Genomic DNA, 19,129 nt, shown 5'->3' with positions numbered 1-19,129 from the left:
ACGGACGACGGCGGGACTCCCCTTGGCGGGAGACCGCCGTCGTCCGCGTTTGGGCCACGTGGCCTCGCTCCGTCCAGCCAGGCGGCCCGTCAGCCGCGAAGGTACCTGGCGAAGTGATCCTCAATGCGCTGCCAGGCTTCGGGCGAGGACTCCGGGTCCGGTCCCACGCCCATGACGCGCATCAAGGGCCGGAGGAGGACCGGACCCAGCTCTTCATCATTGAGGAAGGCGTGTCCGGCGGTAGGGAATTCCTTGACGCTGCCAGCCTGTCCGCGTGCCGGCGGGTCTGGTCATCCAGGCCGAACACCTCGTGGATCATGACGACGGCGGGAAAAGGGCCTTGGCCTTCAGGTACCGCCAGATAGCCGCGCAGGCCGGGGGAACCGCCCGCGGCGGCGCTCCCTGGGCCCAGGTCAACGATGGTCATCGGCCAAGGCTAACCGGCCGCCCCGGGGAAATCCCGCCTTTTGCGTTCCAGCCCTGAAGGGATGCGGGAAAGATGGCCTGCGGCGCCCGGCCGGGGCAGACTGGGCATGTGAGCGAACCATGGGTGCTGCATGTGGACCTGGACCAGTTCATCGCTGCCGTCGAGGTGCTCCGCCGGCCGGAGCTTGCGGGCAAGCCGGTGATCGTGGGCGGCCGCGGTGATCCCACCGAGCGGGCGGTGGTGTCCACGGCGTCCTACGAGGCCAGGGCCTACGGCGTGGGCTCCGGCATGCCGCTGCGCATCGCCGCGCGGAAAGTGCCGGACGCGGTCATCCTTCCCGTGGACCACGAGGCGTACCTGGAGGCGTCGGAGAAGGTCATGGCAGTGCTGCGCTCGCAGCCCGGGTCAACGGTGCAGGTGCTCGGCTGGGATGAGGCGTTCGTTGGCGTCGAGACGACGGATCCGGAGGCCTGCGCCCGGCAAATCCAGCAGGCCGTCCTGGCGGAAACGCGCCTCCACTGCAGCATCGGGATTGGCGACACCCTGGTCCGTGCCAAGGTTGCCACCGGATTCGGCAAGCCCGCCGGCATCTTCCGGCTGACGGAAGGCAACTGGCTTGACGTCATGGGGGGCCGTCCCACGATTGAGCTGTGGGGCATTGGTGCAAAGGTCTCCCAGCGCCTGGCCAAGCTGGGCATCAAGACTGTCGAGGCGCTCGCAGCCGCGGACCCCGGCGACCTGGTCCCCGAGTTCGGTCCCAAGATGGGTCCCTGGTACGCCCAGCTTGGGCGGGGCGACGGCGCGCGGGTGGTCGACGATACTCCCTGGGTGGCCCGGGGGCACAGCAGGGAGACCACCTTCCAGCGCGACCTGACGGATGCGGCGGAAATTGACGACGCCGTTAGGGAGTTGGCCGCGCGGGTGCTGGAGGATGTTGCTGCCGAGGGGCGGCCGGTGATTGGCCTGACGTTGAAGGTGCGGTACGCCCCGTTCAGCACCACGACCTACGGACGGAAGATCCCCGCGACGTCCGATCCGGGCGAAGTACTGGCCCGGACCTTCGACCTCCTGGCGAAGATCGAGCCGGGCCGGCCCATCCGGTTGCTCGGCCTCCGGGCCGAGATGACCATGCCCGAGGATTCGCGAAAGGGGCACACGCCCACCCGCAGTGGATGGTGAGGGCTGGTGCAGCACGCCGTTCGCTGCGGCCGCACCAGCAAGGAACTAGTCCCGCTTGAACTCGTCCTTCACACTCTCGCCGACCTTCTTGGCATCGGCTTTGACCTGGTCGGCCTGGCCCTCTGCCTTCAGCCGGTCATTGTCGGTCGCGGTTCCTGCAGCTTCCTTGGCCTTGCCGCCAAGGTCCTCTGCCGCGTTACTGATCTTGTCTCCGAGGCCCATGGTTCCGGCCTCCTTTCGTTTCCGTCGATCAACCGTGCTCTCTCACAATATGCAAAGCTTGCTTACTATTTCAAGCCCCTGGCCCTGGGCGTGCTGTTCCTTGTCGGTGCCGGCCGTTAGGCTCGGGCCATGGATAAAGTGCGAGGCAAGGGGGTGGCCAAAGTGGCGCCGCCCCGGCTCTCCCCGGTGGAACTGCAGGGTCTTGAGGACCGCCCGGACCTCGAGTTCCGGCGTGGCGGGAGGCATGAGAACGTCCGGTTCAGCCGTCCCGCCGCCGACGGCCTGGACCTGGGCGGTGCCGTCTTTTCCGAGTGCGTCTTCGAGGCCGGGTCCTTCAACGAGACCCAGCTGCGCGGTGCCTCGTTCCGCGACTGCATCCTGGCCGAACTGTATGCGCCCGTCTTCCGGGGCGCACGGAGCACCTGGCAGGAGGTGGAGTTCCGCAATCCGCGCCTGGGCTCTGCCGAGCTCTATGAAAGCGGCTGGCGGTCCGTCCGGATCGACGGCGGCAAGCTGGACTTCCTCAACCTCCGCGGCGCCAAGCTCACGGATGTGCTGATCACCGGCTGCATCATCAATGAACTTGACCTTGGTGCCGCCGTGGCAACCCGCGTGAAGCTTGTGGACTGCACGGTGGGATCGCTGGACCTGGCTGGAGCCAAGCTGAAGGACTTTGACCTCAGGGGCGCGGAATTCCGCAAAATCAGTGGACTCGGCAGCCTGGCCGGCATGGTGATTGACGATTACCAGCTGGGACTCCTCGCGCCACTCCTTGCCGCCCACCTGGGGGTGACAGTCCTGTAACTGGATGCGCATGCACAGCATCGCCGTGTACCATTTACAGAACGAACGGTCGGTAAGTGGAGGATTCCGCTGTGCCGGCCGCCGATGACAGTGCTGTTTATCGCGTGAAGGGTGTTTCCATGGCTGCAACCGCAGGTCCGCAGGCTTTCCTTGTTGGCGGGGTCCGAACGCCCGTGGGCAGGTACGGAGGCGCGCTGTCCGCCGTGCGTCCGGACGACCTCGCCGCCCTGGTGCTCCGCGAGGCCGTGGAACGCGCCGGCCTGGATCCCGAGAGCATTGACGAAGTAATTCTCGGCAACGCGAACGGCGCGGGGGAGGAGAACCGGAACGTGGCCCGGATGGCCACCCTGCTTGCCGGGCTGCCGCTGCACATCCCGGGCATAACGGTCAACCGGCTCTGTGCCTCCGGCCTGAGCGCCATCATCCAGGCCAGCCATATGATCAAGGCCGGCGCCGCGGACATCGTGATTGCCGGCGGGGTTGAGTCCATGAGCCGGGCACCCTGGGTGCAGGAGAAGCCCACCGCCGCCTTCGCCAAGCCGGGCCAGATCTTTGACACCTCCATCGGCTGGCGGTTCACCAACCCCCACTTCCAGCACGGCGGGCTGTCCCGCGACGGCAAGATGACCTACTCCATGCCTGAAACGGCAGAGGAAGTGGCCAGGGTGGATGGCATCTCCCGCGAGGACGCCGATGCATTCGCCGTCCGCTCGCACCAGCTTGCCCTGGACGCCATCGAAGCCGGCCGCTTCAAGGACGAGATCGTTCCCGTGACCGTCAAGACACGCAAATCCGAAACGGTGGTGGATACGGACGAAGGCCCGCGCCCCGGCACCAGCATGGACGTTCTTGCAGCGCTGAAGCCGGTGGCGCACGGCGGATCCGTGGTGACGGCCGGGAACTCCTCGTCCCTCAACGACGGCGCCTCGGCGATCATTGTGGCGTCGGAGGCAGCCATCGAGCGGTTGGGCCTGACACCCCGGGCGCGCATCATCGACGGCGCGTCTGCCGGCTGTGAACCCGAGATCATGGGCATTGGTCCTGTCCCCGCAACCCAGAAAGTACTCAAGCGCAGCGGCCTGGGCGTCGGTGACCTGTCCGCCGTCGAACTTAATGAAGCCTTTGCCACGCAGTCCCTGGCCTGCATCCGGCGCCTGGGGCTGGAGCCGGAAATCGTGAACCGCGACGGCGGAGCCATCGCCCTGGGGCACCCGCTTGGTTCCAGCGGCTCACGGATTGCCATCACCCTGCTGGGACGGATGGAGCGTGAGGACGCCCGAATCGGCCTTGCCACCATGTGCGTGGGCGTCGGCCAGGGCACCGCCCTGCTGCTGGAGAAAATCTGATGGCGGCCTGCGTGGACTTGGCGGCGGAAGAGTTCACCGCCCTTTTGGTGGAGGAGCGGGACGACCGGGTGGTGGTGCTGCTCAACCGGCCCGAGGTGAAGAACGCAATTGACCAGCAGATGGTGGATGAGCTCCATGTTGTCTGCACAGCGCTGGAACAGAACCCCAAGGTGCTGATCATTGCCGGCGTGGAGGGTGTCTTCGCCTCCGGCGCGGACATCGCGCAGCTTCGCGAAAGGCGTCGGGACGATGCCCTGCAGGGGATCAACTCCACCATCTTCGTCCGGATCGCCAAGCTGCCCATGCCGGTCATTGCCGCACTGGACGGTTACTGCCTGGGCGGCGGGGCGGAGCTTGCCTACGCTGCGGACTTCCGGATCGGCACCCCCAACGTGCGGATCGGCAACCCGGAAACCGGGCTGGGAATCCTTGCCGCGGCCGGGGCCAGCTGGCGGTTGAAGGAGCTGGTGGGCGAACCGCTGGCCAAGCAGATCCTGCTGGCCGGCCTTATCCTCGGCGCCGATGAGGCCAAAGCGGCCAACCTCATCACCGAAATCCACGATCCCGCGGAGCTTTTGGATGCAGCCCACGGCCTGGCCAACAGGATCGGGCGGCAGGACCCGCTGGCCGTCCGCATTACCAAATCCGTGTTCCACGCCCCTGCCGAGGCGCATCCGCTGATCGACCAGCTGGCCCAGGGCATCCTGTTCGAATCCCAGGCCAAGTTCGACCGGATGCAGACGTTCCTGGACCGGAACGCAGCCAAGAAGGCCAACGCCGCCTCCGCCAATCCAGCCGACGGAAAGTAGACCATGAGCAACATTGAAGTCCCCGCCAACCTTCCCACTTACGTGGGAGTGCTGGGCGGCGGCCGCATGGGCGCCGGTATTGCCCACGCTTTCCTGATCAAGGGCGCCGACGTGCTGGTGGTGGAGCGCGACGACGTCTCCGCCCAGGCCGCCCGGGAACGGGTGGAGTCCGCGGCCGCGAAGAGTATTGAGCGCGGCGGTGTGGACGCCAACTTCGAAGAGCTGGTGTCGCGGCTCACCGTCAGCACCGACTACGACTCCTTTGCCGGCCGTCAGCTGGTGGTGGAAGCCGTGCCCGAAGACTGGGACCTCAAGGTGACGGCGCTGCGCGGGATCGAGGAACGGCTGACGGAGGATGCCTGCATCGCGTCCAACACCTCGTCGCTGTCCGTCAACGGCCTGGCCCGTGAACTGAAGCGGCCGGAGAACTTCCTGGGCCTTCACTTCTTCAACCCCGTGCCGGCCTCCACCCTCATTGAGGTGGTGCTGGGTGAGCGCACGTCTCCCGAACTTGCCGCCGCGGCGAAAACGTGGGTGGAGGCACTCGGCAAGACCGCCGTCGTCGTCAATGATGCCCCGGGGTTCGCGTCATCCCGGCTTGGCGTGGCCATCGCCCTCGAAGCCATGCGGATGGTGGAGGAAGGCGTGGCGTCCGCTGAGGACATCGACGCCGCGATGGTGCTCGGCTACAAACATCCCACCGGACCGCTCAGGACCACGGACATCGTGGGCCTGGATGTGCGGCTGGGCATCGCCGAATACCTGCACTCCACCCTGGGCGAGCGGTTCGCGCCGCCGCAGATCCTCAAGGACAAGGTGGCCCGCGGTGAACTGGGACGCAAGACGGGCAAGGGCTTTTTCGACTGGCCCAGCTAGAAACGCTGCCTAGTCGAAGAAGCCCACAATGTAGCCGATGAAGTACAGGAGGCTCAGCAGGACCACGACGCCGATAACGGCGATCCACAGGAACTGCGTGCCCTTCCCGGGCCCGCGCTCCTCATGGCCATGCGGGCCGACGGTGGATGCTTCCCCCGGCGGAGTTTCGCCCGGCGGAACCCCGCCGCCCGGCTCCAGGCCGGTGATCTTGTCGTCCTCGGGATCCGGGTTGGTTCCTGACACAGTAACTCCCTCGCTCGACGCCGTGGTGCTGCCCCCAAGCGTAACCCGCCTACCGGCGGCCCTAGGCTGGTGCAGTGACTTTCCTTGAACCCTTTACCCTGACCGGCCGCTACGTAATCCTGGAGCCGCTCGCGGAGGAGCACCACGACGGCCTGGTGGATGCGGCCAGTGACGGCGAGCTGTGGAAGCTTTGGTACACGTCGGTCCCGGCTCCGGACGCCATGGCGGCAGAGATCCGGCGCCGCCTGTCCCTGCAGGAGCAGGGATCAATGCTCCCCTTCACCACCCGTATGATCGACGCCGCCAGCGGCGGGCCGGGCCGCATCATCGGCATGACCACCTACATGAACATCGACCCCGCCACGCCGCGCGTGGAGATCGGCTCCACCTGGAACGCCGCCTCCGCGCAGGGCACCGGCACCAACCCGGACTCCAAGCTCCTGCTGCTTCGGCACGCCTTCGAGGTGGTCGGTTGCCCGGCCGTGGAGTTCCGCACCCACTGGCTGAACCACCAGTCGCGGGAGGCCATCGCCCGGTTGGGCGCAAAGCAGGACGGCGTGCTGCGCAGCCACTCACGGACCAGCGACGGGAACTTGCGGGACACCGTGGTGTTCTCCATCCTGGACCATGAATGGCCTGCCGTCCGTGCCGGGCTTGAGTACCGGCTGGCCCGGCGGACGTAGGGCGGGATGGCTACCGCACGAGTTGGCCGAGCCTCACCGACGCGAGTAATGCAGAGGCATAGGCCCGGTGTCCGGCCTTGTTCGGGTGGAAGCTTCGCGGATCAAGCTGAACCGTGCCGGTTGAATCGACATAAGCGGCAAAGAAGATCCAAGGATCCCCGGAATTGACCTCGTGCCCGGCGAACCGGTCAGTCACGTCAACGTAAACGGCGTTCGTGCCGTAGTTCACATTTGCGAAGTTCACCGCATCCATAATCGCCCCGTTAATGGCCAATGTTCCGAGGTTGATTAGCTCCTGACTCGTCAGGGGGATGGGGAGTGGAACAACCGGGTCAGTTGTATCGAACAGTTGCGGGTAACCCAACACGACCACCGTCGCATGCGGTGCGGCTGCCTGGATCGCCTTGTATGTGTCTGCCAGCGCCAGGGTGAGGGCACCGAGGCTGGCCTCTGAAGTGGCCGCAGTGACGGCATTCCTGCAATCCGTCGGGCTCAAGGTCGCGCAGATTCCGATTATTTGTGCAAAACCCAAATCGTTCGCGCCTGCTGTGATACTCACCAGTTCGGCATCCGCCAAAGCGGCCTGCGTCTTGGGGTCGCTTAGCTGTGCGGCCACGCTTGTTGGCCCGCCAGTGAGCTCCGCACCGCTACAAGCGGCGTTCACGAGCAGGTTCACACGGCCTGTCTTAGCCACAATGTCCACATAGCCGCCGGGGGTCTGGATGCAGGTTTTGGTCTCGTCATAGGGCCCGGCGCCAATGCCAGCGGTATAGGAATCTCCCAGCGCGACATAGTCGATTGGGGGAGGCGCTGCCTGCGCCGGAATGGCCGCAAGGCCCAACGCCATGGCCATGCTGGCAAGGCCGGCCGCTATAGCCGGGAGTCGGCGTCGTAGTACAGCATTTCCCACTGGAGTCCCCTTTGAACATCAGTCACATGAAGTAGCTAGTGCCCGCAACAGTATTGCCCAGCGGGTGGAAGCCAGGAGGCCTTTGTACCCTTCCCTGTTGTGACCTTTTGTGGTGCAGCATTCAGGAGCTTGTGGTTAGCTGTGCGGATGAGTGAGCGTGGCAGGCCCATGGACTGGGACGGAGCTGTCAACGCGTGGCACGTTTCCGGGGGCATCTACCGGATGGGCCGGCGTGAATGGCTGACCGGGGCGGGATGGAAGCAGGTGTTCGACGACGGCGTCCGCACGGTGGTGGATCTCCGTAACACCGCGGAGGGGCGGCGCCGGGACAACGACCCGGTGGTGCCGGAGGAGGCGTGGACGGGGATCGACATGGTGCAGGCACCCACGGAGGATCCGGATGACCCGCGCTTCACCGCAATTACCGGACGCTACCTGAATGATCCCGCGCATTACGCCGCGAATGCCCGTTTTTTCCCCGAGAAGCTGGTGGGCGTCTTCCGGAGCATCGCCCTGGCCGCGCCCAAGGGGAACGTCCTGCTGCATTGTGCCGCAGGCCGGGACCGCAGCGGGCTGGTGGCCGCCATGGTCCAGGACCTCGCGGGGGACTCCGACGACGCGATCGCCGAAGGGTACCGGCGGGCTGCCCGCGGCATCAACGAGCGCTACCGCACGCACGGTCCGCCGCACAGCCGGGAACGCTGCCTGCCCGAATCGGAACTGGCTCCGCTGCTGGAGCAACGCGGGCTGGCGGTGGTCGCGTTTGTCCGCGGCCTGGACACCCGGAGCTACTTGCTGGCGAACGGATTGAGCCCTGCGGAATTGGATGCCGCTTCCGGCCTTGCACGCCAAAAGGATACTCTTGTGACTTGAGTGACAGGTGTGGTTGCTGTGACCTGTGCGACCGCGCCGTCATCCCAGCGCGTGTAAACGCAGATGCGGACGAGCGGAACGGCGATCCCAATGAAAAGAATTACTGCCACAGGAACGGTAGCCGGCGTGGCACTGGCCTTGGGCCTCGCTGCCGGGCCCGCTGCGGCCTTCCCGGCACCCGCCGGCTCCGAAAACCCGTCGCCGGCTCCGGGAACCTCCGCAGGGACGTTCACGTCTTCCGGTACAACACCAGGCGCGGGCACAACCACCCTGTCAGAGGCAGCGCTGGACGATGCGGTGCAGCGGGACCTCAAGCTGACTCCCCAGCAGTTCGAGGCCGCGGGCGAGTTGGGTGCGCAGGCGGCTGCCGCGGCTGTTCAGTTGCGCCAGGTCCCGGGCTACGCAGGAATCCGGATCGACGGCCGCACCATCATCGTGACCGGATCCGGCGATGCGCTTGGGAGGGCGGTTGCCGCCCTTGCCGGCAATACATTCCCCATGTTGCTCGAAGCACCCGCGGCGGAGCCGCCCACGGCGGCGCCGGCTCCCTCACCCTCGACGGCTGCGGACGGCTCCAGGGCACAACTGGCAGTGAACACGGAGCAGCTGTTCCAGGCATACCTCCGCGACGTCGGCCCGCAGGGTTTGCAGGCCGTCATGTCCGCGGGGGGAAAATTCGTGATCCGAACCGGCGGAATCAACACGCCGGAGGCGCTTTCCGCCGTTTCCCCCGCAGCCGGGGCAGACGCAGCCGGCAAGAGCACCGGCAAGGTTTCCCCTGAACAGTTCGTGTCCCGCTACGCCAACGTGGAGCTCGACGGCGGGACTCCGCTGAAGCCCGAGGCGGACGTTCCCGGCGGCATTGGATACCAGACGGACATCGGCTTCGTCTGTTCCACAGGCTTCTCGGCATTCGACCCCGCCGGGCTTCCCACCGTCCTGACTGCCGGCCACTGCGCATCGGATGGTGCCGCCAAGACAGCAACCCTGGAATTCCAGGGGGTACCGGCCGGGCCCCTGGGAAAGTTCGGCTTCAGCCAGTTCGGTGGCCCGGGCAACTCACCGGTTCTTGATCCCAGTACGCCTTCAGGCCCTGATTACACCGCCATCACAGACCCCGGGAATGTCGGCACGGACATATCTGTCATCCAGTCACTAAGACAGGACATCGATCCGCTTCCTGCTGCCAGTACCTGGGGCGACCCTTCAGCGCCCGGGCCGGACGTGAAGATCATTGGTTCGGCGGACCCGGTGGTTGGGATGCCTGTTTGCCGGTCCGGCAGATCCTCAGGCTGGTCCTGCGGAACCGTCGACGCAGTGGGGATCTTCCTGGTGCCAGGACCTGACTATAAGAAGAACGCCAACGACATCCGGGCCTTTGATGGATTTCTGTCCTACGGAGTACAGTCCAGCGGCGGCGACTCCGGCGGACCATACCTCAGTGGGAACTACGCCCTGGGCACCCACTCCGCGGGGGATACGCCGGATGCGAATGGCAATGTGGTGCAGAATTTTGCTGTCGCAGCAACCCTGCGGGACAGCCTGGCTGTGCTGCCCGGCTACCAGCTGGAAGTGTTCCTCAACAAGCCTGCCATCACGGCACCAGCGCCCGGCGAAACCTACAAGCCCGGCCAGGTCCTTTCCGGCCAGGTTCCTGCCGCGCCCGCTTCGGCCGTCGCTGCCGGGTCCAGCGTCAGGATCACAATCCAAGGGAAGGACCCGTTCGACGTGCCCGTGGACGCGGCCGGAAAGTGGAGTTTCACGGCTCCGCAGGGTGCGGACACGCTACGGTTCACCGCTGAGACGGTCAATGGGTTCAGCCGGTCCGGGGTCAGCAGTTTCGAGTTCGCGGCCGCCACAACGGGACCGCCGACTCCAACGCCAAGCCCGACGCCGACTGCGCCGACAGCGAGCAATCCAGCGCCAAGCAGCCCTGCCCCTGCTCCAACCACGCCTGCTCCCATCGCCCCTGCCCCCGCCGACCCGTCGCCTGCCCTGCCGACTGTAACTCCCGCCGTCGTACCTCCGCCGGCGGCCAGCCCGACTCCCAGCGCACCACCTGCGGACCTTGCCAACACCGGTGGACACGATGATCGTGGCGCCGGCGGCCTGGCCAACACCGGAGCGTCCGGATTGATTACCGCAGCGGCCTGGGCGGCGGGAGCCCTCGCCGTCGGAATCCTGCTCATGGTCCTTGTCCGCCGGCGGAACAGGCGTGCATCACGGTAACCGGACCCGGGCAGGGCCCCGCCAGGGGGCCTGCCCGCAGCCATAGCGCTGTGGATGGTAACTGCGTGGTTAGTCGTGCTCGTCGCACTTCTCCTTGCCGCCAACCACCTGGACGGCCAGTTTCAAGGTGTTGTCGGCCAGGCTTCCCCACGCGTAGACGATGGTGTTCTTCCCGGCTTCGACGTTGATGTCCGCTGGGCCGATCACGGGATCGGTTGTTCCGGCCGCGGCTACCGCTGCTGAAATGGTCCCGGCCTTCAGCTTCAGGGTGGCCTCGTCCGGGTTGCGGAGGTCCTCGATCACTGCCGATCCGCCGGCCAGCACATCCACGGCGGGGGCTGCGGCCACGTGCCGGACCGTCAGCTTGCCCTTCTTGTCGTTGCGGGGCGCCTTGGTGTCGTTCGTGAACAGCGATGCGGTGGGTGCCCCATCAGCGCTGAGGTGCGCCACGGCAGTGTAGTTGCGGCCCTCGTCGAGTTCCACGTCGACCGGCCCGATCACCGGGTTCTCCGCACTGGTGGCATCCGATGCCGTGATGGCGATCCGGTAGTCACCGGCAGCCAATTCCAGCGGGCCGGCCAGGGTCCCTGGTGTGAAGTCATCGAGGGTGAGCTCGCCGTTCACCCACACGTCGACGGTCAGGCCGGGAACCCCGTGCAGGACGGACAGCAGGGCGGGATCGTCATGGTGGTGCCGGCCGCCTGCCTGGGCGGGGGCGGCGAAGGCCAGCGAAGCGGCAAGGGAAAGCGCTCCAGCGGCGTAGGTCATTTTGCGCATGTCGAACTCCTTGAGGGAAGCCCGGTAGCCGGGCAGAGGATGCTTACGCGCTTACTACCGCCGCAACACCGTCCCTGGATGCACGGCCCGGCATCTTTTTTAAGTCAGCTTTTTCTTTTCATCAGCAGGTTGGTGATGCGCAGGGTGCACAGCCGCTGGCCCGCCTCGTTGGTGATCAGCACCTCGTGCGTGGCCAGGGTGCCGCCCAGGTGGATGGGGGTGGCGGTGATGGTGATCTGGCCTTCGCGTGCGGAGCGGTGGTGTGTGGCGGAAACGTCCACGCCCACCGCCGTCTTGCCCATGGTGCTGGCGTGGATGACGGCAGCCCAGGATCCCACGGCCTCGCCCACGGCAAGGGAGGCGCCGCCGTGCAGCAGTCCGAAGGATTGCCTGTTGCCCTCCACCGGCATGGTGGCCACCACGCGTTCAACGGACTCCTCCAGGATCTTCACGCCCATCTTTTCGTCCAGCTCGCCGAGCGTGATCTTCCACAGCTCGTGCGCATCGGGCTGGTTCCCGGCAGCATCCATGGGGGTTGGGGCGCTCATACGTTCTCCTTTGGGTGGCCGAATTCAGTCCCGGCCTTCTAGTGTGCAGCACGGCACTTCATGTATGGTGAATATATTACCGAACGGACGGTCAGTAATGACCCGTCCTGTTTGCCTGCCCCCTTGTTGGAAGGACCGTCAACGATGACCACCACCGCCACAGCTCCCCAGGCCACGGTCGACACCGTGGAGACAGTGCCCAGCTTCATCATGGATGCATGGTGGACGCCCGACGCCGGGTCGTCGGCTTCGGCAGTCCCCGTCCGTGATGCGAGCACCGGGGAGATCCTGGCGAAGGTGAGCACGGAGGGTCTGGACCTGGCCGCCGTCGTGGACTACGGCCGCACCACCGGCCAGGCCGAACTGGGCAAGCTGACCTTCCACCAGCGGGCGCTCAAGCTCAAGGAGCTGGCGCAGTACCTGCACGCCCGGCGCGAACACTTCTACACCTTCTCGGCCCAGACCGGTGCCACCAAGGTGGACTCCATGATCGACATCGACGGCGGCATCGGCGTCCTCTTCACGTTCGGGTCCAAGGGCCGGCGCGAGCTCCCCAATTCCCAGGTGGTGGTGGACGGGCCCATGGAGGTGCTGTCCAAGGACGGGTCCTTCGCGGGCGAGCACATCTACACCCGGATCCCCGGCGTGGCCGTGCAGATCAACGCGTTCAACTTCCCGGTCTGGGGCATGCTGGAGAAGTTCGCGCCCGCCTTCATCGCCGGCGTGCCCACCATCGTCAAGCCCGCCACGCCTACCGGCTACGTGGCCGCCGCCGTGGTCAAGGCCATCGTCGAGTCGAACATCCTGCCCAAGGGCTCGCTGCAGCTGGTCTCCGGTTCGGTCCGCGGGCTGCTGGACGCCCTGGACTACCGCGACCTGGTGGCCTTCACCGGCTCCGCGTCCACCGCACTGTCCCTGAAGTCCCACCCCAACGTGGTCCAGGGCGGCGTCCGCTTCACCTCGGAAACCGACTCCCTCAATGCCGCCATCCTTGGCCCCGACGCGGTGGAGGGCACACCGGAATTCGACGCCTTCGTCAAGTCCGTGGTCACCGAGATGACGGCCAAGGCCGGGCAGAAGTGCACGGCCATCCGGCGTGCCATCGTGCCGCAGGAACTCGTTCCGGCCGTCTCCGCCGCCATCGGCAAGCGCATCGCCGAGCGCGTCGTCCTCGGTGACCCACGCGCTGACGGCGTTACCATGGGCGCCCTCGCCTCCGTGGAGCAGCTGAACGATGTGCGCGCGGCCGTGCAGTCCATGCTCGACGCCGGCGGTGAGCTTGCGTACGGAACGCTGGATTCGCCGTCGGTCACCTCAGCAGACGGAACCACCGGTGTGGTGGAGGGCGGGGCATTCATGGCGCCCGTCCTGTTGAACTGGCAGGACCCGGAAGCGGAGGAAGTCCACTCTCTGGAGGCCTTCGGTCCCGTTTCGTCCGTGATCGGGTACAAGGACATTGCCGACGCCGTCCGCCTGGCCGCCCGCGGCAGCGGCTCGCTTGTCGCCTCGGTGTGCACCAATGATCCTGACGTGGCTCGGGAACTGGTCACGGGAATCGCAGCGCACCACGGACGTGTCCTGATGCTCAACCGCGAGGACGCCCGCAGCTCCACCGGGCACGGTTCGCCCGTGCCGCACCTGGTGCACGGCGGTCCCGGCCGCGCCGGCGGCGGCGAGGAACTGGGCGGCATCCGCTCGGTGATGCACCACATGCAGCGCGCCGCCATCCAGGGTTCGCCCAACATGCTCACCGCCGTCACCGGTGTGTGGCACACGGGCGCGGACCGCAACTTCACGGTGGAAACCGAGGGGACGCACCCGTTCCGGAAGTCCCTGGAGACGCTGCGGATCGGTGATGCCGTCCGCTCGGACCTGCGGCAGGTCACCCTCGAGGACATCACTGCTTTCGCCAACTCCACGGGCGACACGTTCTACGCCCACACCAACCAGGAAGCCGCCGAAGCCAACCCGTTCTTCCCGGGCATCGTGGCCCACGGCTACCTGCTCCTCGCCTGGGGCGCCGGACTGTTCGTCGAGCCCGCCCCGGGCCCGGTCCTGGCCAACTACGGGCTGGAAAACTGCCGCTTCACCACCCCCGTGGCCGCAGGTGATTCGATCCGGGTGACCCTGACCGCCAAGAAGATCACTCCCCGCGAAACGGACGAATACGGCGAGGTGGCCTGGGACGCCGTGCTCACCAACCAGAACGACGAGATCGTGGCCACTTACGACGTCCTCACCCTCGTGGAGAAGTAGCCTCCAACGCCCCATCACCTGCTGCGGGTTTTTCCCCGACGCCCCATCACCTTCCGTCAGGAGGTGGTGGGGCGTTTTGGGTTTTGGTGCGGGAGGTGGTGGGGCGTTTTGGGTTTTGGTGCGGGAGGTGGTGGGGCGTTGGGGAGGGTCTTTTCCGGCATCCCGGGCGTAAGATTCTTCCCGTAGGAGGTGGCCCACATGAACCTTAAACTGAGCACAGCCACAACCATCCTGCCCGTCGATGATGCAGCCCGCGCCCGCAGTTTCTACACAGAAAAGCTCGGGCTCCCGCACCGCGGCAAGGCGGACGACGGAAGCGAATTACTCGGCACCGACGGCGGCCCCCTGCTGCAGCTGATGCCGGTCGCGGACGGCAAGCACTCCGATCACACTGCGCTGAGCTTTGAGGTCCCGGACATCGAGGCAACTGTCAGGGACATGGAAGCCAAGGGTGTGGTGTTCCAGGACTATGACCTGCCTACGCTGCGGACGGAGAACCACATTTGCACCACGGACTCGGAGAAGTGCGCCTGGTTTATAGACACGGAGCACAACATCCTGTGCGTCCACCAGAACCTCGGCAGCGCCCTCGAGTACCAGGTCTAGGCGAGTACCAGGTCCAGGCGCGGCAGCTGCAGGCAAGCCCAAACTGAAGCAGCAGAGGTGTCCCGGTCGGATCGGGGCACCCCTGCTGCTTGTCTTGGTTCGCCCGCGTCAGCTTTCGGCGCCGCCGTGCAGGCTGTCGTCGCTGCTGTCATCCTCGCGGCCGGTGCCGTGGCCGTCCTCGCTGCGGTCGGAGAGGTCCATGTTGCCGCGGGCCTCGTCCATGGTGGGGCCGCCGGAGGGAATGCTGTAGGTGTCCGGGCGGACGCCGTGCGACTGTTCCTCGATCAGGGCCTGCTCCTCGCTGAAGCGGATCACGTTGGCCTCGTCGCCGGCGTCGCCGGGAACGTCCTCGCGCATTTTTGAGGGGTCCGGGATGATGAATCCTGCGTCGGGCTCTTCCTTGGGGTGGCTCATATTCTTTTCCTTCCTATCGGGTGGTTGTGCTGGCAGGCCGGTCGCTCAGGTCCACCCTGATATCCAAACTTTGATCGCCGCGCTTGACCTTGAAGCCTACGGTGTCCCCTGGGTTGCGCTTGCGCAGTTCCGCCAGGAGCTTCTCCGGGGTGGTCAGCTCCACGCCCTCCATGGACTGCAGGACGTCGCCCGGCCGGATCCCCGCGCGCCCGGCAGGACCGTCACCGTCGGCAGCGAGCACCACGACGCCGGCCCCTTCCTGGATTCCCAGCTGGTCCGCAATCTGCGCCGTCAGCTCGCCTGGCGTCAGCCCCAGGTAGGCGTGTTTTGCGGTGCCGTTGGCCAGCAGTTCTTCGGCGACGTCCACGGCGGTGGCGGCGGGAATCGCGAAGCCCAGTGACACCGCGCCGGCTGACGGCGGGATGTAGGCCTCGCTGATCCCGATCACCTCGCCGCGCATGTTGATCACGGCGCCGCCGGAGTTGCCGGGGCTGATGGGCGCGTCCGTCTGGATGAGGTCCACCAGGGAGAGGCTGTTGGACGCGGAGCCGGGGATGGAGCGGTGGAGTCCGGAGATGATGCCGGCGGTGGCCGTGTTTTCAAAGCCGAGGGGTGAGCCCAGGACCAGGGCGCCTTCGCCCACCTTGGGCAGGTTGCTTTGATAGGTGGGCTTCGGCAGGCCGGTGCGTTTGGCCTGCACCAGCGCAAGGTCCGTCACCGCGTCGCTGGCCTTCACCGTTCCTTCCACCCGCTGACCGTCCGCGAACCCCACCTCAACCTTGGCGGCGCCGCGGATCACGTGCTCGTTGGTCAGGATCAGGCCGTCGGCCGAGTACACCACCCCGCTGCCCAGGCCGCCCTCCGTGAAGATGGTGACAACCGACGGCGACAGGTTTTCCACGAGTTGCGGCAGGTTTCCGGCCGCTGTCCCGGAGTTGCCGCCTTCCGTCCCGGCCGAACCGGAGGTGGAGGGAGCGGGCGTGGAGTTGGCGGAGGCCGACGGCGACGCCTGGCTTGGGGAGGTGCCGCTGGGGGCCGGGGGGCTTGGCGTACCGGTGCAGCCGCTGAGTGCCAAGGCGGCCGCCAGGGCGCCGCCGGCAAGCACTGTCCGGGGGCGCCGTGAACGCCGTGGATCTGTGGCCTGGCCCATCGGTACCTCCCTGCGGATGCTGGTTTTCTACCACCGTAGCCGGGGAGCAGGAAAATACCAAGCACACTTATTATTGATGCCTGGGCCGGCCCGGCTGCCGCCTATGCGTCAGCATGCAGGCCGTCGAACGCCATGGTGATGACGTCGTCAGCCAGCCGCTGCGGGGACAGGGAGCCGCCGGGCTTGTACCACTCGACTATGGAGTTGATCATGCCGAACAGGAGCCGTGAGACGGTCCGCGGGTCGATGTCCTGGCGGAGCGAGCCTTCGTCGCGCGCGGCGGAGATCAGGGCCGCCACCTTGTGGTCGAAGGTGCGCCGGCGTTCCAGCGCATCCCGTTCGATGTCCGTATTCCCGCGAAGACGCAGGAGCAGCGTGACGAAGGGCAGGCGGTCCACCAGCACCGCCACGGTCTGCCGCAGCACAAACTCCAGCCGCGCGTCGGCTGCCCCGGAGGTAGCCTGGGGCTGCTCCAGGATGGCCTCGAGGCCGCCCAGGGCGTGGTCCAGGGCAAGCTTGAGGAGGTCGCCCTTGGACGGTACGTGGTGGTAGATCGCAGACTTGGAGATGCCCAGGTTCTCGGCCAGGATGCCCATGGAGGTGGCATCGTACCCGTGGCGGTTGAACACGTCGACGGCAATCAGCAGCACCGACTGCTGGTCATACCCGGGCCGGCCGCGCTTTGCAGGAGCATCTGTGGAAGACATAGCCGCCATTTTCTCATGAACGTTCGGTAATCGGCCGGAGCCCGGCCACCGGGTCCGGCAGCGCTGGAGCCGGTGGCCGTCTAAGCGGCCCCGGCCGACCGTGGAGAACTGACTCCTAGCCCTTCGGGCGCAGGTCGTAGATCCGGCGCAGCTTGCCGTTGGACCGCTCCAGCGACCCCGGCTCCACCACGTCCACCGTGCACGAAGAACCCACGTGGATCTTGATCTGCTCCTTCAAGGTGCGTGCCGCCGTCGTGCCCTGTTCAATGCTCACCGCGTCGCGGCGCTCGATGCGCACGGTCAGCTGGTCCATCCGCTGGCCCTCGGGGCGGGTGAGTTCGAGCTGGAAGTGCGGGCTGAGCTCAGGGATCCGCAGGGCGATTTCCTCGATCTGGGACGGGAAGAGGTTCACGCCGCGCAGGATGATCATGTCGTCGCTGCGGCCGGTGATGCGGCCCATCCGGCGGTGCGCTGGGCGGGCCGTGCCGGGCAGCAGGCGGGTGAGGTCCTTGGTCCGGTAGCGGATGATGGGCAGCGCTTCCTTGGTGAGGGACGTGAACACCAGCTCGCCGTGTTCGCCGTCGCGCAGGACGTTCTCCTTGCCCGCCACCGGGTTGAAGGGGTCGATGATTTCGGGGCGGAAGTGGTCCTCCCAGATGTGGCTGCCGTCCTGGGTCTCCACGGCCTCGCCGGCCACGCCCGGGCCCATGACCTCGGACAGCCCGTAGATGTCGCATGCCTTGAGGTTCATGGTGACCTCAAGTTCATGCCGCATCTCCTCGGTCCACGGCTCGGCGCCCAGCACCGCATACTTCAGCGATGTGGAGGCGGGATCGATGCCCATGTGGGCCATGGCGTCGGCGATGGTGAGCAGGTACGTGGGCGTGGCCAGGATGGCGTCCGGCTTGAAGTCCTGGATCAGCTGGATCTGGCGTTCGGTCTGGCCGCCGGAGATGGGGATGACGGTGCAGCCCAGGGCTTCGGCCCCGGCGTGGGCGCCCAGGCCGCCGGTGAACAGGCCGTAGCCGTAGGCGTTGTGGACCTTCATGCCCGGGCGGATGCCGGAGGCGCGGAAGCTGCGGGCCACGAGCTTCGCCCAGTCTGCCAGGTCCTGCTTGGTGTAGCCCACCACGGTGGGGCGGCCCGTGGTGCCCGAGCTCGCGTGGACGCGGGCCACTTCGTGCTGCGGTACCGCGAACATGCCGAACGGGTACTCCTCGCGCAGGTCGTCCTTGGTGGTGAACGGGAAGTTGCCCAGGTCGCTCAGTTCACGCAGGTCGTTGGGGTGGATGCCGGCGTCGTCGAACTTGCGCTTGTACAGCGGCACGCGCTCGTAGGCGTAGGCCACCGTGTGCTGCAGGCGGCTGAGCTGGAGGGCCTCGAGCTCATCGCGGGAGATGGTTTCCTCGCGGTCCAGGCCGGGGTCGATGCCGGCAGCGGCGGGGGTTTCGGGGGCATGCAGGGTCATGGTTTCCTACTTCTTGGGAATGGTGCGGCTGCGTCCGCGGAACTCGGCGATGAGCTCGCCCGGGGAACTGGGTTGGGTTTCGGAAGCCGGCGCGGCGGCGTCGGCCGCGAAGATCTGGATGTCGTACAGTCCGCTTCGCCCGGCACTGGAGCGGCGGTCTGCGACGGCGGTCAACACCTGGCCGCGGAAGGCGGGCTTGAGGAAGTTGATGTCGACGCCGGAGGCCACGGTGATGGTGCCTTCCTCGCCGGGTGCAGGGTGGATGGGGTTGCACGCGAGGGCGAAGGCGGTGTCCCCGAACGCGAAGATCATTCCGCCGTGGGCCATCCCGAAACCGTTGAGCATTTCCTGCCGAAGGGTCATCCGGATGGTTGCATGGCCGTCGCTGAGGGCGAGGACCTGGATTCCCATCCATTCGGAGGCGTAGTCGTTTTCCAGGATGGGGTGGGTGGCCCCGGAAAGTGTTGCTTCAGCCATGCGTCATTGCCTCCAGCTTTATTTACCGAATGTTCATTAGGTAATCCCATGAGGGGGTCCGGTGTCAAGGGCAGCGTGCGTTGGCTGGAAGGCATCCGGGGTGGAATGCCCGACGGCGGCGCGCG

General features: G+C 66.5%; 20 protein-coding genes and 1 pseudogene. 10 read left to right on the top strand and 11 right to left on the bottom strand.

All coding sequences use genetic code 11. From position 1 onward, the window contains the following. Positions 1-89: 89 nt before the first annotated feature. Positions 90-427: pseudogene (locus ACEN9K_RS17915) on the bottom strand (dienelactone hydrolase family protein). 72 nt (positions 428-499) lie between these two features. Here ACEN9K_RS17915 and ACEN9K_RS17910 point away from each other — a divergent pair. Continuing rightward, positions 500-1,606 (top strand): DNA polymerase IV, encoded by a 1,107-nt coding sequence (locus ACEN9K_RS17910; RefSeq protein ID WP_495634788.1) that lies wholly within the window; start codon positions 500-502, stop codon positions 1,604-1,606. 45 nt (positions 1,607-1,651) lie between these two features. Here the strand turns inward: ACEN9K_RS17910 and ACEN9K_RS17905 are convergent, their stop codons facing one another. Then, entirely contained in the window at positions 1,652-1,828 is a 177-nt protein-coding gene (locus tag ACEN9K_RS17905; protein WP_018768872.1) for a CsbD family protein, read from the bottom strand. Positions 1,829-1,957: 129 nt separating this feature from the next. Between ACEN9K_RS17905 and ACEN9K_RS17900 the strand changes: the two genes are divergently transcribed. The 4 genes from ACEN9K_RS17900 to ACEN9K_RS17885 all read left to right on the top strand — a co-directional run bounded on the left by ACEN9K_RS17900 (position 1,958) and on the right by ACEN9K_RS17885 (position 5,663). Continuing rightward, entirely contained in the window at positions 1,958-2,632 is a 675-nt protein-coding gene (locus ACEN9K_RS17900; RefSeq protein WP_495634787.1) for a pentapeptide repeat-containing protein, read from the top strand. Between the two features lie 119 nt (positions 2,633-2,751). Further along, positions 2,752-3,978 carry a thiolase family protein gene (locus ACEN9K_RS17895; protein ID WP_026265702.1) on the top strand — a complete coding sequence of 409 codons (1,227 nt, stop codon included), beginning with the start codon at positions 2,752-2,754 and terminating at the stop codon, positions 3,976-3,978. After that, entirely contained in the window at positions 3,978-4,787 is an 810-nt protein-coding gene (locus ACEN9K_RS17890; protein ID WP_495634786.1) for an enoyl-CoA hydratase/isomerase family protein, read from the top strand. Before ACEN9K_RS17895 ends, ACEN9K_RS17890 begins: the two co-directional genes overlap by 1 nt. A gap of 3 nt (positions 4,788-4,790) precedes the next feature. Then, complete coding sequence (locus ACEN9K_RS17885; protein WP_018768868.1) at positions 4,791-5,663, top strand: 3-hydroxyacyl-CoA dehydrogenase family protein; 873 nt, start codon at positions 4,791-4,793, stop codon at positions 5,661-5,663. A 9-nt stretch (positions 5,664-5,672) separates the two neighbouring features. Here ACEN9K_RS17885 and ACEN9K_RS17880 read toward each other — a convergent pair whose 3' ends face one another. Next, on the bottom strand, positions 5,673-5,906 hold the full coding sequence (locus tag ACEN9K_RS17880; protein WP_495634785.1) for a DUF6480 family protein: 234 nt from the start codon (positions 5,904-5,906) through the stop codon (positions 5,673-5,675). A 74-nt stretch (positions 5,907-5,980) separates the two neighbouring features. Between ACEN9K_RS17880 and ACEN9K_RS17875 the strand changes: the two genes are divergently transcribed. Further along, complete coding sequence (locus ACEN9K_RS17875) at positions 5,981-6,589, top strand: GNAT family N-acetyltransferase (RefSeq protein WP_495634784.1); 609 nt, start codon at positions 5,981-5,983, stop codon at positions 6,587-6,589. Positions 6,590-6,599: 10 nt separating this feature from the next. Here the strand turns inward: ACEN9K_RS17875 and ACEN9K_RS17870 are convergent, their stop codons facing one another. After that, positions 6,600-7,442, bottom strand: a complete 843-nt coding sequence (locus ACEN9K_RS17870) for an SGNH/GDSL hydrolase family protein (RefSeq protein WP_018768865.1) — start codon at positions 7,440-7,442, stop codon at positions 6,600-6,602. A 204-nt stretch (positions 7,443-7,646) separates the two neighbouring features. On the opposite strand from ACEN9K_RS17870, the gene ACEN9K_RS17865 reads away from it, so the two are divergent. After that, the gene (locus ACEN9K_RS17865; RefSeq protein WP_495634783.1) at positions 7,647-8,372 is read left to right on the top strand and encodes a tyrosine-protein phosphatase; all 726 of its coding nucleotides are present in this window, start codon (positions 7,647-7,649) and stop codon (positions 8,370-8,372) included. Positions 8,373-8,462: 90 nt separating this feature from the next. After that, the gene (locus tag ACEN9K_RS17860) at positions 8,463-10,601 is read left to right on the top strand and encodes a S1 family peptidase (RefSeq protein WP_144601103.1); all 2,139 of its coding nucleotides are present in this window, start codon (positions 8,463-8,465) and stop codon (positions 10,599-10,601) included. A 69-nt stretch (positions 10,602-10,670) separates the two neighbouring features. Here the strand turns inward: ACEN9K_RS17860 and ACEN9K_RS17855 are convergent, their stop codons facing one another. Both ACEN9K_RS17855 and ACEN9K_RS17850 read right to left on the bottom strand, forming a co-directional pair. Continuing rightward, positions 10,671-11,378: a DUF4397 domain-containing protein gene (locus ACEN9K_RS17855; protein ID WP_495634782.1), complete on the bottom strand. Its 708-nt coding sequence runs from the start codon at positions 11,376-11,378 to the stop codon at positions 10,671-10,673. Between the two features lie 104 nt (positions 11,379-11,482). Further along, positions 11,483-11,926: a PaaI family thioesterase gene (locus tag ACEN9K_RS17850; RefSeq protein WP_051081334.1), complete on the bottom strand. Its 444-nt coding sequence runs from the start codon at positions 11,924-11,926 to the stop codon at positions 11,483-11,485. A gap of 144 nt (positions 11,927-12,070) precedes the next feature. On the opposite strand from ACEN9K_RS17850, the gene paaZ reads away from it, so the two are divergent. Then, entirely contained in the window at positions 12,071-14,182 is a 2,112-nt protein-coding gene (gene paaZ / locus ACEN9K_RS17845; protein WP_495634781.1) for a phenylacetic acid degradation bifunctional protein PaaZ, read from the top strand. 198 nt (positions 14,183-14,380) lie between these two features. Continuing rightward, entirely contained in the window at positions 14,381-14,788 is a 408-nt protein-coding gene (locus ACEN9K_RS17840) for a VOC family protein (protein WP_495634780.1), read from the top strand. A gap of 108 nt (positions 14,789-14,896) precedes the next feature. On the opposite strand, the gene ACEN9K_RS17835 is transcribed toward ACEN9K_RS17840, so the two are convergent. From ACEN9K_RS17835 to ACEN9K_RS17815, 5 genes are all read right to left on the bottom strand, one after another. Further along, on the bottom strand, positions 14,897-15,202 hold the full coding sequence (locus ACEN9K_RS17835; RefSeq protein ID WP_018768858.1) for a hypothetical protein: 306 nt from the start codon (positions 15,200-15,202) through the stop codon (positions 14,897-14,899). A 13-nt stretch (positions 15,203-15,215) separates the two neighbouring features. Then, complete coding sequence (locus ACEN9K_RS17830) at positions 15,216-16,352, bottom strand: S1C family serine protease (RefSeq protein ID WP_495634779.1); 1,137 nt, start codon at positions 16,350-16,352, stop codon at positions 15,216-15,218. Between the two features lie 101 nt (positions 16,353-16,453). Next, positions 16,454-17,059: a TetR/AcrR family transcriptional regulator gene (locus tag ACEN9K_RS17825; RefSeq protein WP_134164094.1), complete on the bottom strand. Its 606-nt coding sequence runs from the start codon at positions 17,057-17,059 to the stop codon at positions 16,454-16,456. Positions 17,060-17,174: 115 nt separating this feature from the next. Continuing rightward, positions 17,175-18,527 carry a phenylacetate--CoA ligase PaaK gene (gene paaK, locus ACEN9K_RS17820; RefSeq protein WP_134164093.1) on the bottom strand — a complete coding sequence of 451 codons (1,353 nt, stop codon included), beginning with the start codon at positions 18,525-18,527 and terminating at the stop codon, positions 17,175-17,177. Positions 18,528-18,533: 6 nt separating this feature from the next. Further along, positions 18,534-19,004: a hotdog fold thioesterase gene (locus ACEN9K_RS17815; protein WP_018768854.1), complete on the bottom strand. Its 471-nt coding sequence runs from the start codon at positions 19,002-19,004 to the stop codon at positions 18,534-18,536. Between the last annotated feature and the right edge of the window lie 125 nt (positions 19,005-19,129).

The sequence above is a fragment of the Pseudarthrobacter sp. Pseusp20 genome (genome assembly GCF_059492155.1).
The sequence above is the reverse complement of the archived record's forward strand: the minus strand, read 5'-3'. Positions and strand labels throughout refer to the sequence as shown.